Here is a 12,614-nt window from a genome sequence, read left to right as displayed (position 1 = left end):
GCCGGTCAGACGCGGAAGCTTCCCCAGGGGCCGGTGATGGCCAGGGTCAGGCCCGGCCAGTAGACGTTGACGAAGCAGGTCGAGCCGTCGGGCGAGAAGCAGGCGCCAGCCAGCTCGGCATTTCCTTCGAACACGTTGCGCGCGATCGTATAGACCCGGCCGTCGGGCGTGATGCCCTTCAGGTGGTTGCGCAGGGTCTCCGAATAGCGGTCTTCGCAGGCGAAGATGTGCCCCCAGGGCGAGATGGCGAGGTTGTCGGCGAAGTCCATGACCCGCGACTCGGTGGGCTCGACGAAGAGCTCCAGAACGCCTGGCGCATCGGCTTCCCCCGGCTGTCCTTCATGGGCGCTGGGCCGGTAGCGCAGCACCTGGCCGTGGCCGGCCGGCCCGCTGGAGGTGCAGGTGAAATAGACGCCCTCCGGACTCCAGAAGATGCCTTCGCCGCGCCCGACGAAGGCGGCGCCCGCCGATTGCCCGCGGAAGCGAAGGTCCTCGTCGGGATTGTCGATCCCCTCCAGGTCGATCCAGACGACCTCCTTCGTCTCGCCGACCCGCCAGTAGGGCTCCGAGCCCTTCATGTTGCGGACGTCGCCGCCCTCCGGCGCCGCCTTGAGGCCCAGCGCCTGGAGCCGGCCGCCCTTGGAGAGGTCGCGCCTGTCGTTGGGGAGATAGCGGTAGAAGAGGCCCTTGGAGTCGAAGGAGTCCTCGGTCAGATAGACCACGCCCGTCTGCGGATCGACGGCGGCCGCCTCATGCTGGAAGCGGCCCATCGCCGTCAGGGGGCGGGGCTCGACGAGGCCGCGAGCCGAGGCCGGGACCTCGAAGACGTAGCCGTGCGCCTTGCCGAGGCCTGCGCTCTGCGACAGCGTCGTCTCCTCGCACGACAGCCAGGAGCCCCAGGGCGTGCCGCCGCCGGCGCAGTTGACCGCCGTGCCGGTGAGGCTCAGGTGCTGGCGCTCCAGGCGCTGCGCCTTGGTGTCGTAGATCAGGGTCGTGACGCCGCCGGGCAGGGGATAGCCGTCGGCGTCCAGGTCGTAGGCGTCCTTGCGGTCGAACCGGTCGGCGAGTTTGCGCCCCGGTCCGAGGGGGCCGTAGTTGAAATCCGTCGGCTTGAGCTCGTGATTGCGCAGCAGGGCGACGCGCGACCCGCCGAGCGGAATGGCGGCCATCCCGTCGGCCTTGTAGGGCACGAAGTAGCCGTCATCCATGGTCTGGCCCGCGTGCGACACGACCCGGTAGGAGAAGCCTTCCGGCAGGTCGAGGATCTTGTACGGATCAGGGACCAGAGGCCCGTAGCCATGGACCTCGTTCAGATAGGTCTCCGGGCTGCCGGTCTGGGCCTGGGCGCGCAGGGCGAAGCCGGCGAAGGCGCTGGTGGCGGCGGCGGCGCCCAGCAGGGCGCGACGGTGCAGGGTCATGATACTCTCGGCGCTGTTCGGCTTGCTCTCTAGCGTCCTATGCCGGATGCGTCACGGGCGCATGACAGCGCATGCGGTATTGGGATACCACATCGCTTTCCGCCGTGATTTACAAGGCTTTCCGGCCCATATCTGTTGACACAAGTGTGCGGCCCGCGTACATGCGCGCCCTCACGTCGCCGGCCGCTGGCCGCCGTCGCCAGCTTTAGGGATCGTCCCCATGATGAAGACCACGGCTTCGCTGAAGCCCGCCGAGGTCGAGAAGAAGTGGATCGTGATCGATGCCGAGAACGCCGTGGTCGGCCGCCTCGCCTCGTTCATCGCCATGCGTCTTCGCGGCAAGCATCGGCCCGACTACACCCCGCACGTGGACTGCGGCGACTATGTCGTCGTCGTGAACGCCGACAAGGTGAAGTTCACCGGCCGCAAGCTCGACCAGAAGAAGTACTACTGGCACACCGGCTATCCGGGCGGCATCAAGGAACGGACTGCGGGCAAGATCCTGGGCGGTCAGTTCCCCGAGCGCGTCCTGGAAAAGGCCGTGGAGCGCATGCTGCCCAAGGAAAGCCCCCTGGCCCGCAAGCAGATGACTCACCTGCGCATCTACAATGGCGCTGAGCATCCGCACGCGGCCCAGAACCCCGAGACCATCGCGTTCGCCGAAAAGAACGCCAAGAACGTGCGGAGCGCCTGAGGCCCATGTCGGAGACCCAAGGTTTCGAGGCCCTGCAAAGCCTCTCCTCCAACCCCGAAGCCGCCCCGCGTGAGCCGGTCATCGACCAGTACGGCCGCTCCTACGCCACGGGTAAGCGCAAGAACGCCGTCGCCCGCGTCTGGATCAAGCCCGGCAAGGGCCAGATCACGATCAACGGCCGCGACCAGGAGATCTATTTCGCGCGCCCCGTGCTGCGCATGATGATCGCCCAGCCGCTGCAGATCGCTGACCGCCTCGGCCAGTTCGACGTCGTCGTCACCGTGAAGGGCTCGGGCCTTTCCGGCCAGGCCGGCGCCGTGCGTCACGGCATCGCCAAGGCGCTGACCTATTACGAGCCCGGCCTGCGCCCGGTGCTGAAGCCGCACGGCTTCCTCACCCGCGACCCGCGCGTGGTCGAGCGGAAGAAGTACGGCAAGGCCAAGGCCCGCCGCAGCTTCCAGTTCTCGAAGCGCTAACGTCGCGCGCGAAGAACGCGTTTGCGAAGGGGCGCTTCGGGAGACCGGAGCGCCCCTTTTCTGTTGTCCGCGGCTCAAGGCGCCGCACGGAGGCGAGCATGGCCTACAAGGTTTTCATCGACGGCGAAGCGGGCACGACGGGGCTGCAGATCCGCCAGCGCCTGCAAGACCGCACCGATCTGGAGATGCTCTCCATCGATCCGGCGCGGCGCAAGGACGCCGACGCCCGCGCCGAGCTGCTGAACGCCGCCGACGCCGTGGTGCTCTGCCTGCCCGACGACGCGGCGCGCGAAGCTGTTTCCCTGATCTCTGCGCCGCAGGTGAAGGTGGTCGACGCCTCCACGGCCCATCGGGTGGCCGAGGGCTGGACCTACGGCTTCGCGGAGATGTCCGCCGGCCAGCGCGCGGCGATCGCGGGGGCGACGCGGGTCAGCAATCCCGGATGCTATCCCACCGGCTTCATCGCGCTGACGCGGCCGATCGTCGAGGCTGGCCTGCTGCCGCGGGACTGGCCGGTCACGGTCAACGCCATCTCCGGCTATTCCGGCGGCGGCAAGGGGCTGATGGAGGAGTTCGAGCGGCCGGCGCCGGACGGGACGAACGACGCCTATCGCCCCTATGGCCTGACCCTGGCGCACAAGCATGTGCCGGAGATGCAGCGCTATGGCGGGTTCGATCACCCGCCGCTCTTCGCGCCCTCGGTCGGCCGCTTCGCGCAGGGGATGATCGTCGAGGTCCCGCTCCAGCTCTGGGCGCTTCCGGCGCGGCCGAAGATCGCAGACCTGCGGGCCGCGCTCTCCCAAGCCTACGCCCACGAGACCTTCGTCGCCGTGGCGAGCGACCTGGAGACCGAGGCCCTGGGCAAGGCTCGCGCCGGCGCAGGCGGCTATGTCGCAGATCTCGATCCGGAAGCCCTGAACGGCACGAACAGCATGCGGCTCTTCGTCTTCGGCGACGACGGCAAGGGCCAGGCGCGGCTGGTCGCCCTGCTCGACAACCTGGGCAAGGGGGCCTCGGGCGCGGCGGTGCAGAACCTCAACCTGATGCTCGGCCTGGACGAGTCCGCCGGCCTGACGCGCTGAAAATCTGCGGCGGCGGTGTAATCCGTCGACGTTTCCGCGCGTAGTTAAAGGCATGAACGCAATTCATGCCCTTCACCGCCGCGGCTTCCTGCTCAGCGCCACGGCGCTTGCCGCCTGCAGCGGCGCCGCGCCGGAGGCCGAGGCCGCCGACGCCTATGCCGCCTCGCCCTGGCGTAAGCTCTCGGACGCGGAGTGGAAGCAGCGGCTGTCGCCAGCCGCCTTTCAGGTCCTGCGCCACGAGGCGACGGAGCGTGCGGGCACGAGCCCCCTGAACCGCGAGAAGCGGAATGGGACCTATGTCTGCGCCGGCTGCGAGCTGCCGCTCTTCAAGTCGGACTGGAAGTACGACAGCGGCACGGGCTGGCCGAGCTTCTACACCGCCATCAAGGGCGCCCTCGGGACCAAGACCGACTACAAGATCGGCGTCCCCCGCACCGAGTACCACTGCGCGCGCTGCCTGGGGCACCAGGGCCACGTGTTCAGGGACGGGCCTCGGCCGACGGGCCTGCGCTACTGCAACAACGGCGTGGCGTTGAAGTTCGTGCCCGCCTGAGGCGGCGGCGGATTTTCTGGGCTGCGGTGTGGCGGCGCCCTAAGAGTGACGGCAACGATAAGCGTCACCTAGGGAGAAACCATGCGCATCCGTCTGACCCGCCGTCTGCTCGGCGCCGCCTGCGGGGCGGCGATCCTCACCTGCGGATTCGCGCCGGCCGCCTTCGCCGAAGCTGACGTGCAGGTGGCGGCGCCCGCCACGGCCGGCGTGTCGGCCGAAGGCCTCGCCAGGCTCGACGCCGAAATGCAGGCGCTCGTCGACCAGAAGAAGCTCGCCGGCGCCACGACCCTGCTGGCGCGCCATGGCAAGGTCGTCCACTTCCAGGCCTACGGCGTGCAGGACGTGACGACCGGCGTCCCGACCACCCGGGAGACCATCTACCGCATCGCCTCCATGACCAAGCCGATCACCGGCGTGGCCATGATGATCCTGTGGGAGGAGGGGAAGTGGAAGCTGGATGATCCGGTCTCCAAGCACATCCCCGAGTTCGAAGGCCTGCAGGTCGCGACCGCCGGCGGCGGGACGGAGGCCCAGGCCCATCCCATGACCATGCGCGAACTGATGAGTCATACGGCGGGCTTCGACGTCAGCGCCGGCTATGACGACGACGGGCTGCAGGACGGCGACCTGCAGGCGATGATCGACAAGCTCGCCAGGCTGCCGCTCGCCGTCCAGCCGGGGTCCGACTGGCGCTATGGGCCCAGCGTCAACATCCAGGGCTACATCGTCGAGAAGCTGTCGGGCCAGAGCCTCGATCAGTTCTTCGCCACGCGCATCTTCCAGCCGCTGAAGATGGACGATACGGGCTTCCACGTGGACGAGGCGAAGCTGTCGCGCGTCGCCGGCGTCCACACCTATGGCGAGGACGGCCTGATCAGGACGGCGGGCGAGGTTCGCCCGGCGCCGACCCGCCCGCCGCAGTTCCTCTCCGGCAGCGGCGGCCTCTTTTCCACGGCCGAGGACTACTACCGCTTCGCCCAGATGCTGCTGAACGGCGGCGAGCTCGACGGCGTCCGCATCCTGAAGCCGGAGACGGTGGAGCTGATGCGGACGAACGTCCTGAACGAAGGCGTGACCGTCGATCTCTATGGCCCGAGCCAGGACGGCGTCGGCTTCGGAATGGACTTCGCCGTCATCCTCGATCCGGAAGCCGCCGGCACGCCGCAGGGCGAAAACAGCTTCTACTGGGGCGGCGCCTTCGGCACGTGGTTCTGGATCGACCCGACCTATGACCTGGTCTTCGTGGGCATGATCCAGAATCTCCGCGGCAGCATTCCCGGGGCGGGCACCCCGCCCATGCGCGAGATCTCGCCGCGCCTCGTCTACCAGGCCTTGACCGAATGAGGCGACGACCGGCCGCCCTGGCCGGGCGGCCGGTCACTCCATCTGGTTGGCGGGATCGGCGAAGAAGAGGATCGAAAGCGCGGCCAGGGCGGCGACGTCGCGGTCGGGCGAGCCTTGCGGCGGCAGGTAGATGGCCGGGGACATGATCCGGTTGAAGTCGACGCCGCCGATTTCCTGGCCGTCCTTGTAGAAGACGTAGCCGGCGATGCGGCCGGTCGGCAGCGGAACGCCTCCGATGCGCTGGGTCTGCAGACGGATGGTTCGGCCGCCATAGGTCATCTCGCCGGCGCGCTGCGGCTGCGACATGCGGGCGAGCAGTCCCGCCTTCTGCAGCGCGAGTTCGAAACTGGCGCCCGGGACCGGCTGCCCATTGCGGGTGAAGCTGCACACATAGCTCAGATCCTCCCGCTCGAAGCTGATCCAGCCGAGCTGGGTCCGCTTCTGCCCGCCGGCGCATTCGGCCTGGAGGCCCGGCGTTATGTTCGGGCTCTCGACGGTGAACTTGGTCCGCGCGCTGTCGCGCGAGATCGCCGTGCCGAGCGCGCGGAAGCTGGAACTGCGGGTCGAGGTCTCGCCGCGGTATTCGCCCACGTCGTAGCCGTAGCCGAGCAAGCCAGGCACGCGCCGGGGCTTCAGTTGCAGTTGCTCGGTGCGCTCCGTCATGGGCGTCTGCGCCGCCGCGCCGCCGGACAGGACGACGGCGGCCGCCAGGCCGGCCAAAATGGTTCTGATCATCAGTCCGCTCCCCCTGAGCCGGGCGCTGGAGCGCCCATTCTGGGCAATCTAGGCCAGGGATCAGGTCAGGAAAACCGCTCACAGACCCGCGGTCGCCGAGCGTGCCTCAGGACTTCACCTTCACATAGCTGCCGGGCGCGTCCTCGATGGGCGCGAACGGGCCCTTGGCCGGATCGCGGGCGGCGACCTTCCCCCCCGAGTGGCGCTCGAGCCAGGCGAACCAGTGGGGCCACCACGAGCCAGGCGTCTCCTTTGCGTCGGCCTGCCACTCCGGCAGGGTCGCCGGCAGCTTGTCGCAGGTCCAGTGCTGGTACTTCCTGGCGGCCGGCGCGTTGATGACGCCGGCGATATGGCCGGAGCCGGCCAAGGTGAAGGTGACCGGACCGCCGAACAGCCGTGCGCCCTTGTACACCGAGCCGACCGGCGCGATGTGGTCCTCCTTCGACGACTGGATGTAGACCGGCGTCTTCACCTTCCCCAGATCCAGCTTCACCCCATCGAGTTCCAGCTCTCCCTTCGCCAGCGCATTCTCGCCGTAGAACTTGCGCAGATAGAAGAGGTGCAGCGCCTTGGGCATCCGCGTCTGGTCGGAGTTCCAGAACAGAAGGTCGAAAGGCCGCGGTTCCTTGCCCATCAGATAGTTGTTCACGAAGAACGACCAGATCAGGTCGTTGGATCGCAGGACGTTGAAGGTGTCGGCCATGGCCTGGCCCGACAGCACGCCACCCTCGGCGTCCATTCGCTGCTCCAGGTCCTTCAGCCAGGCCTCGTCGGTGAAGAGCAGAAGGTCGCCCGCCTCGGAGAAGTCCTGCTGGGCGGCGAAGAAGGTGGCCGAGGCGATGCGCTTGTCGCCCTTGGCGGCCATGTGCGCCAGGGCCGCCGAGAGGAGCGTGCCGCCGATGCAGTAGCCGACGGCGTTCACCCGGTCGACGCCCGCCTGCTTCATGACCACGTCGGTGGCCTCATAGACGCCCTGGCGGAGGTAGTCCTCGAACGTCTTGCCGGCCAGGCTGACATCGGGGTTCACCCAGGAGGCCACGAAGACCGTGATCCCCTGGTCGGTGAGCCAGCGGATCATCGAATTGTCCGGGCGCAGGTCCAGGATGTAGAACTTGTTGATCCAGGGCGGGAAGATCACCAGCGGGATCTCGAACACCTGATCGGTCGTCGGGGCGTACTGGATGAGCTGCAGGATCTCGTTCTGGAAGATCACCTTGCCCGGGGCCGTGGCGACGTTCTCGCCGATCCTGAACTGCTCATAGTCGGTCTGGCTGATCGCCAGCTGCCCCCCGCCGCGGGCCAGGTCGGCGGCGAAGTTCTCCATGCCGCGCACCAGGCTCTCTCCGCCGGTGGCCATCACCTCGCGCAGGGCCGTCGGGTTTGAGGCCAGGAAGTTGGTGGGCGCGAAGGCGTCGGTCAGCAGCTTCATGAAGAACTCGACGCGCCGCTTGGTCAGGGCGTCGACGCCCTCCACCCCGCCCACCAGGCTCTGCAGCCAGTCGGAGGTGAGCAGGTAGGACTGCTTCATGACATCGAAGACGGGGTTGTCCGACCAGTCGGCGTCCAGGAAGCGCTTGTCGCCCTTCTGCGGCTGGGCGACCGGGGAGGGCGTCTCGCCGGCCATGCGCCGGGCGGCGGACTGCCAGAGGTCCATGTAGCGCGACAGCAGGTCGGCCTGGGCGCGGACCAGACGGTCGGGCTGGCTGGCGAGCTTGCCCATCACCTCGGTCAGGGCCGGCGCGACCCGGAAGGGGTCAGGCGACAGGGCGGCGGGCCGGTCGGCCTGTCGCAGGGCCGCCTCGGCGATCGCGCCCTGGGCGGTGAGGGCGGCGCGCGCAAGATTGGCCGAGAGGCTCTCGATCAGCTGCCGCTGCTCGGCGGTCAGTTCGGGGGAGGCTGCAGGCGCTGCGCCGAAACCCGCGGCGGGGTGCGGCGAAGCTTCGGCGCGCGGGGCGGTCTCCGGCGGCGGCGTCTTCGGCCTGGCTGCGGCCTTCTTCGCCTTGGCGGTGGCTGGGGCGGCGGCTTTCGCCTTCCCGCCGGACGATGGAGGCTTGGCGGCCGGCGCGGGGCGGGGCTTCGACGGCGCCTTGGCGGTCTTCGCCGCGCCGGAGGAGCCCGCCGCCCGGGTCTTCGTCCGGCCCTTCACCGGGTCCGCATCGCTCATGGAATGCCGTCCTCCCGCGGGGGCCGAGTCCGCCGGCCCTTCCGTCTGATCGCATCATGTCATAAGAGCGAGGCTGAAATGAATGCGCCCGCTCGCCTTTTTCTGAACGCCCTCACCGCCGCCGCGATGCGCGGAGCCGGCCCCTGCGCGCTGGCCGGCCTGCTGGCGGGGTGCGCCTCCACGCCCTTCGCGGCCGCCGAGGCGCCGGCCGATTCGCCGGTGGCGGCCGCGGTCATGGAGGGCGCGCGCGCCGATCGCGCCTATCCGGAATTCTGCGACATCCCCCCGAAGCCGGACGACGTGCGCCCGCCCCGCGAATGGGCGCGCGCCGTCGCAGCGGTGGAGCGGGATCGTGCGGCGCTGTACGAGGCGACGGCGGCCTCCACCTGGACGCTCGACGGCACGGCGGCCTTCGCCGAACGCGCCCGGGCCGCGGCCACGCCGCCGCCCGTCGCCGGCGCGCCGAGCAACACCGAGGCCTTCGCCCAGGACCTGCGCGACCGAGCTACACCGCCTCCGCCGCCCCGCTAGATTGGGCCTGCGGAGGCCAAAAAGACCTTCGAACCTGCTTGGCGGACTCCGGCCCGGAGTCTATCCATGCGCCACGTCCAGCTCCCCAACGCCGCCTGAGCGGCAGAGCTCAAAATGACCCCGGAATTCCACCGTATCCGACGCCTTCCTCCCTACGTCTTCGAGGAGGTCAACCGCATCAAGGCGCGCCTGCGCGGCGAAGGCGTCGACATCATCGACTTCGGCATGGGCAATCCCGACATGCCGACGCCGAAGCACATCGTCGACAAGCTGGTCGAGACGGCCCGCGATCCCAAGGCCGGCCGCTATTCGGCCTCGAAGGGCATCATCGGCCTGCGGCGCGCCATGGCCGGCTATTACGAGCGCCGCTTCGGCGTGAAGCTCAACCCCGACACCGAGGTGATCTCGACCCTGGGCTCCAAGGAGGGCTTCGCCAACCTGGCCCAGGCCCTGACCGCGCCTGGCGACGTCATCATCTGTCCGAACCCGGCCTATCCGATCCACGCCTACGGCTTCATCATGGCCGGCGGCGTGATCCGCCACGTGCCGGCCCTGTCGCCGGAGGAGTATCTTTCCGGCATCAGCCGCGCCGTGAAGCATTCGGCGCCGCCGCCCAGCGTGCTGATCCTGTCCTATCCGTCGAACCCGACGGCCCAGTGGGTGGATCTGGACTTCTACAAGGAAGCCGTCGCCCTGGCGCGCAAGCACGACCTGCTCGTGCTGTCCGACATCGCCTATTCGGAGATCTATTTCGACGACAACCCGCCGCCCTCCATCCTGCAGGTGGAAGGCGCCAAGGAGATCGCCGTCGAGGTGAACTCCCTTTCGAAGACCTACGCCATGGCCGGCTGGCGGGTCGGCATGGTGGTCGGCAACGAGCGCATGTGCGCCGCCCTGGCGCGCGTAAAGTCATATCTGGACTATGGCGCCTACACACCGATCCAGGTGGCGGCCGCCGCGGCCCTGAACGGGCCCCAGGACTGTGTGGCCGAGATCCGCGCCATCTATAAGAGCCGTCGCGACACCCTGGTCAGGGCCATGAAGCAGGCGGGCTGGGACATCCCGGCGCCGCCCGCCTCAATGTTCGCCTGGGCGCCGCTGCCCGAACAGTACAAGGAGGCCGGATCGATGCTGTTTTCCAAGCTGCTCGTGGAGGAGGCGGGCGTGGCCGTCGCTCCGGGCGTGGCCTTCGGCGAGTATGGCGAGGGCTATGTCCGCATCGGCCTAGTGGAGAACGAGCACCGGATCCGACAGGCGGCCCGCAACGTCCGCAAGTTCCTGAGCAACTCCGAAGAGATCCTGGCCCGCGCGCACAACACCATGGCGGCCCAATGAGCGCTCGCGACTGGCGGATCGGCGTCGCGGGACTCGGCACGGTCGGGACCGGCCTTCTCACCTTCCTCAGCGAGCGCCCGCACTTCGCGCCGGCGGGCGGCAAGGCGCGGGTCACCGGCGTCTCGGCCCGCTCGCGGACGCGGCCGCGGCCGTTCGACATCTCGAACCTGCCCTGGTTCGACGATCCGGTGGCGCTCGCCCAGTCCGACGAGGTCGACCTCTTCGTCGAGCTGATCGGGGGCTCCGACGGCCCGGCCAAGGCCGCGGTCGAGGCGGCGCTCCGCGCCGGCAAACCCGTCGTGACCGCGAACAAGGCGCTGATCGCCGAGCACGGCGCCGAGCTCGCGGCGCTTGCCGAGGCCCATGAGGTCCCGCTTCTATTCGAGGCGGCCGTCATGGGCGGCACGCCGGCGGTCAAGATGGTGCGCGAGGCCATGGTCGGCGACGACCTGACGAGCATCGCCGGCATCCTCAACGGCACCTGCAACTTCATCCTTTCGGAGATGGAGAGCGGCGGCCGCGCCTTCGAGGACGTCCTGGCTGAGGCCCAGCGCCTGGGTTACGCCGAGGCCGATCCGACCATGGACGTGGGCGGCTTCGATGCGGCCCACAAGATCACCATCCTGGCGGCGCTTGCCTTCGGCTGCGCGCCGAACTTCGCCGCCGCAGAGGTGGAGGGGGTCGACCAGGTCGAGCTCCTCGATATCCGGATGGCGAAGGACCTGGGCTACCGGATCAAGCTGATCGCCTCGGCCGAGCGCGGCGAGCAGGGCGTGACCGTGGGGGTGCATCCCACGCTCGTTCCGCTCAACCATCCGCTCGCCCAGGCCGGCGGGGCGCTCAATGCGCTGTTCATCGAGGGCGAGCGGCTTGGCCGCGTCTTCCTGCAGGGCGCGGGCGCCGGAGCGGCGCCGACGGCCGCCGCCGTCGCGGCCGACATCGCCGACGTGATGACCTGCGCGTCTCGACCGGTCTTCCAGAAGCCGGCCGGCGAACTGGTGCGGTTCCGCCCCGGCGATCGCAGCCGCAATGTGGTGCGGGCCTATCTGCGCCTGCTGGTGAAGGACGAGCCGGGCGTAATCGCCGCCGTGTCCGAAACCCTGGCCGAGGCCGGCGTCTCGATCGAGAGCTTCCTCCAGAAGCCGGTCGAGGATGCGCAGGGCGTGCCCATCGTGCTGACCACCCATGCGGTGTCCGAGGCGGTCCTCGCCGCGGCGGTCGAGCGGATCGCCGGTCACCCTGCGGTCATCGAGCAACCGCGTCTGATGCGAATCGCGCGGACATGAGAATCCCTGGAAACTTAGACTTTGGCGAGCAAGGCGGAGACGGCCATGAGTTCTGAAACTCTCGATCGCGGACTGGTGCTGGATTCGGTCCGGGTGACGGAGATCGCCGCGATCGCCGCCTGGAAGCTGGTGGGCCGCGGGGATGAGAAGGCCGCCGATCAGGCCGCCGTCGACGCCATGCGCACGGCGCTCAACGACCTCGAGATCGACGGCGAGATCGTCATCGGCGAGGGCGAACGGGACGAAGCGCCGATGCTCTACATCGGCGAGAAGGTGGGCCGCGGCGGCCCGGCGATCGATATCGCCCTCGATCCGCTCGAAGGCACGACGCTGACCGCCAAGGCGATGGCCAATGCGCTCGCCGTCATGGCCTGGGCGCCGAAGGGCACCCTGCTGAACGCGCCCGACACCTATATGGACAAGATCGCCTGCGGGCCCGGCTTCCCGCCCGGCGTCATCGACCTGGACAAGAGCCCGGCCGAAAACGTCAAGGCCCTGGCCAAGGCCAAGGGCGTCGAGCCTTCGGACATCACCGCCTGCGTCCTCGACCGGCCGCGCCATGCGGAGATCATCGCCAGCCTGCGGGAAGTCGGCGCGCGCGTCCACCTGATCACCGATGGGGACGTGGCCGGCGTGATCAACACCGCCGATCCGGAAACCGGGGTCGACCTCTATGTGGGGCAGGGCGGGGCGCCCGAGGGCGTGCTGGCCTGCGCGGCGCTGAAGTGCGTGGGCGGCCAGTTCCAGGGCCGGCTCGTGTTCCGCAACGCCGATGAGCGGGCCCGCGCCGAGCGCTGCGGGATCACCGATCTGGACAAGAAGTACGACCTGCACGAGATGGTCCGCGCCGACGCCATCTTCGCCGCCACGGGGGTGACCAAGGGCGCCCTGCTCGACGGCGTGAAGCTGAAGGACGGCTTCGTCCATACCCACACCCTGGTCATGAACTCGTCCACCCGCACCGTCCGGGAAGTGCGGATGAAGCGGCCCGTCTGA

The 12,614-nt window shown here is 69.0% G+C and carries 12 protein-coding genes; 9 read left to right on the top strand and 3 right to left on the bottom strand.

The features are described 5' to 3' along the window. Positions 1–5 precede the first annotated feature (5 nt). A complete protein-coding gene (locus H2041_RS03845; RefSeq protein ID WP_293409649.1) occupies positions 6–1,418 on the bottom strand; it encodes an alkaline phosphatase PhoX in 1,413 nt (470 codons plus the stop codon). 220 nt (positions 1,419–1,638) lie between these two features. Here H2041_RS03845 and rplM point away from each other — a divergent pair, with 220 nt between their 5' ends. From rplM to H2041_RS03820, 5 genes are all read left to right on the top strand, one after another. Beyond that, positions 1,639–2,112, top strand: coding sequence for a 50S ribosomal protein L13 (gene rplM / locus H2041_RS03840; RefSeq protein ID WP_293409647.1), 474 nt, complete (start codon positions 1,639–1,641; stop codon positions 2,110–2,112). A 5-nt stretch (positions 2,113–2,117) separates the two neighbouring features. Further along, on the top strand, positions 2,118–2,588 hold the full coding sequence (gene rpsI, locus H2041_RS03835; RefSeq protein ID WP_293409645.1) for a 30S ribosomal protein S9: 471 nt from the start codon (positions 2,118–2,120) through the stop codon (positions 2,586–2,588). A gap of 98 nt (positions 2,589–2,686) precedes the next feature. Next, a complete protein-coding gene (gene argC, locus H2041_RS03830) occupies positions 2,687–3,670 on the top strand; it encodes an N-acetyl-gamma-glutamyl-phosphate reductase (RefSeq protein WP_293409643.1) in 984 nt (327 codons plus the stop codon). Positions 3,671–3,722: 52 nt separating this feature from the next. Then, complete coding sequence (gene msrB, locus H2041_RS03825) at positions 3,723–4,223, top strand: peptide-methionine (R)-S-oxide reductase MsrB (protein ID WP_293409641.1); 501 nt, start codon at positions 3,723–3,725, stop codon at positions 4,221–4,223. Between the two features lie 81 nt (positions 4,224–4,304). Continuing rightward, on the top strand, positions 4,305–5,567 hold the full coding sequence (locus tag H2041_RS03820) for a serine hydrolase (RefSeq protein WP_293409639.1): 1,263 nt from the start codon (positions 4,305–4,307) through the stop codon (positions 5,565–5,567). 33 nt (positions 5,568–5,600) lie between these two features. On the opposite strand, the gene H2041_RS03815 is transcribed toward H2041_RS03820, so the two are convergent. Beyond that, positions 5,601–6,302, bottom strand: coding sequence for a hypothetical protein (locus H2041_RS03815; RefSeq protein ID WP_293409636.1), 702 nt, complete (start codon positions 6,300–6,302; stop codon positions 5,601–5,603). Between the two features lie 106 nt (positions 6,303–6,408). Continuing rightward, on the bottom strand, positions 6,409–8,466 hold the full coding sequence (gene phaC, locus H2041_RS03810; protein ID WP_293409634.1) for a class I poly(R)-hydroxyalkanoic acid synthase: 2,058 nt from the start codon (positions 8,464–8,466) through the stop codon (positions 6,409–6,411). Positions 8,467–8,544: 78 nt separating this feature from the next. Between phaC and H2041_RS03805 the strand changes: the two genes are divergently transcribed. The 4 genes from H2041_RS03805 to glpX all read left to right on the top strand — a co-directional run bounded on the left by H2041_RS03805 (position 8,545) and on the right by glpX (position 12,614). Further along, positions 8,545–8,997, top strand: coding sequence for a hypothetical protein (locus H2041_RS03805; RefSeq protein ID WP_293409632.1), 453 nt, complete (start codon positions 8,545–8,547; stop codon positions 8,995–8,997). A gap of 114 nt (positions 8,998–9,111) precedes the next feature. Then, positions 9,112–10,332 (top strand): LL-diaminopimelate aminotransferase, encoded by a 1,221-nt coding sequence (locus tag H2041_RS03800; RefSeq protein WP_293409630.1) that lies wholly within the window; start codon positions 9,112–9,114, stop codon positions 10,330–10,332. Further along, positions 10,329–11,618 (top strand): homoserine dehydrogenase, encoded by a 1,290-nt coding sequence (locus tag H2041_RS03795; RefSeq protein WP_293409628.1) that lies wholly within the window; start codon positions 10,329–10,331, stop codon positions 11,616–11,618. Before H2041_RS03800 ends, H2041_RS03795 begins: the two co-directional genes overlap by 4 nt. 45 nt (positions 11,619–11,663) lie before the next feature. Next, the gene (gene glpX / locus H2041_RS03790) at positions 11,664–12,614 is read left to right on the top strand and encodes a class II fructose-bisphosphatase (RefSeq protein ID WP_293409626.1); all 951 of its coding nucleotides are present in this window, start codon (positions 11,664–11,666) and stop codon (positions 12,612–12,614) included.

It is taken from the genome of Phenylobacterium sp. (assembly GCF_013911965.1).
Classification (GTDB): domain Bacteria; phylum Pseudomonadota; class Alphaproteobacteria; order Caulobacterales; family Caulobacteraceae; genus Phenylobacterium.
The sequence above is the reverse complement of the archived record's forward strand: the minus strand, read 5'-3'. Positions and strand labels throughout refer to the sequence as shown.

Coding starts and splice junctions, on each gene's coding strand:
- H2041_RS03815 (WP_293409636.1), bottom strand. CDS start 6,302: ATGATCAGAACCATTTTGGCCGGCCTGGCGGCCGCCGTCGTCCTGTCC.
- phaC (WP_293409634.1), bottom strand. CDS start 8,466: ATGAGCGATGCGGACCCGGTGAAGGGCCGGACGAAGACCCGGGCGGCG.
- H2041_RS03800 (WP_293409630.1), top strand. CDS start 9,112: ATGACCCCGGAATTCCACCGTATCCGACGCCTTCCTCCCTACGTCTTC.
- glpX (WP_293409626.1), top strand. CDS start 11,664: ATGAGTTCTGAAACTCTCGATCGCGGACTGGTGCTGGATTCGGTCCGG.
- argC (WP_293409643.1), top strand. CDS start 2,687: ATGGCCTACAAGGTTTTCATCGACGGCGAAGCGGGCACGACGGGGCTG.
- H2041_RS03845 (WP_293409649.1), bottom strand. CDS start 1,418: ATGACCCTGCACCGTCGCGCCCTGCTGGGCGCCGCCGCCGCCACCAGC.
- H2041_RS03805 (WP_293409632.1), top strand. CDS start 8,545: ATGAATGCGCCCGCTCGCCTTTTTCTGAACGCCCTCACCGCCGCCGCG.
- rplM (WP_293409647.1), top strand. CDS start 1,639: ATGATGAAGACCACGGCTTCGCTGAAGCCCGCCGAGGTCGAGAAGAAG.
- H2041_RS03795 (WP_293409628.1), top strand. CDS start 10,329: ATGAGCGCTCGCGACTGGCGGATCGGCGTCGCGGGACTCGGCACGGTC.
- msrB (WP_293409641.1), top strand. CDS start 3,723: ATGAACGCAATTCATGCCCTTCACCGCCGCGGCTTCCTGCTCAGCGCC.
- rpsI (WP_293409645.1), top strand. CDS start 2,118: ATGTCGGAGACCCAAGGTTTCGAGGCCCTGCAAAGCCTCTCCTCCAAC.
- H2041_RS03820 (WP_293409639.1), top strand. CDS start 4,305: ATGCGCATCCGTCTGACCCGCCGTCTGCTCGGCGCCGCCTGCGGGGCG.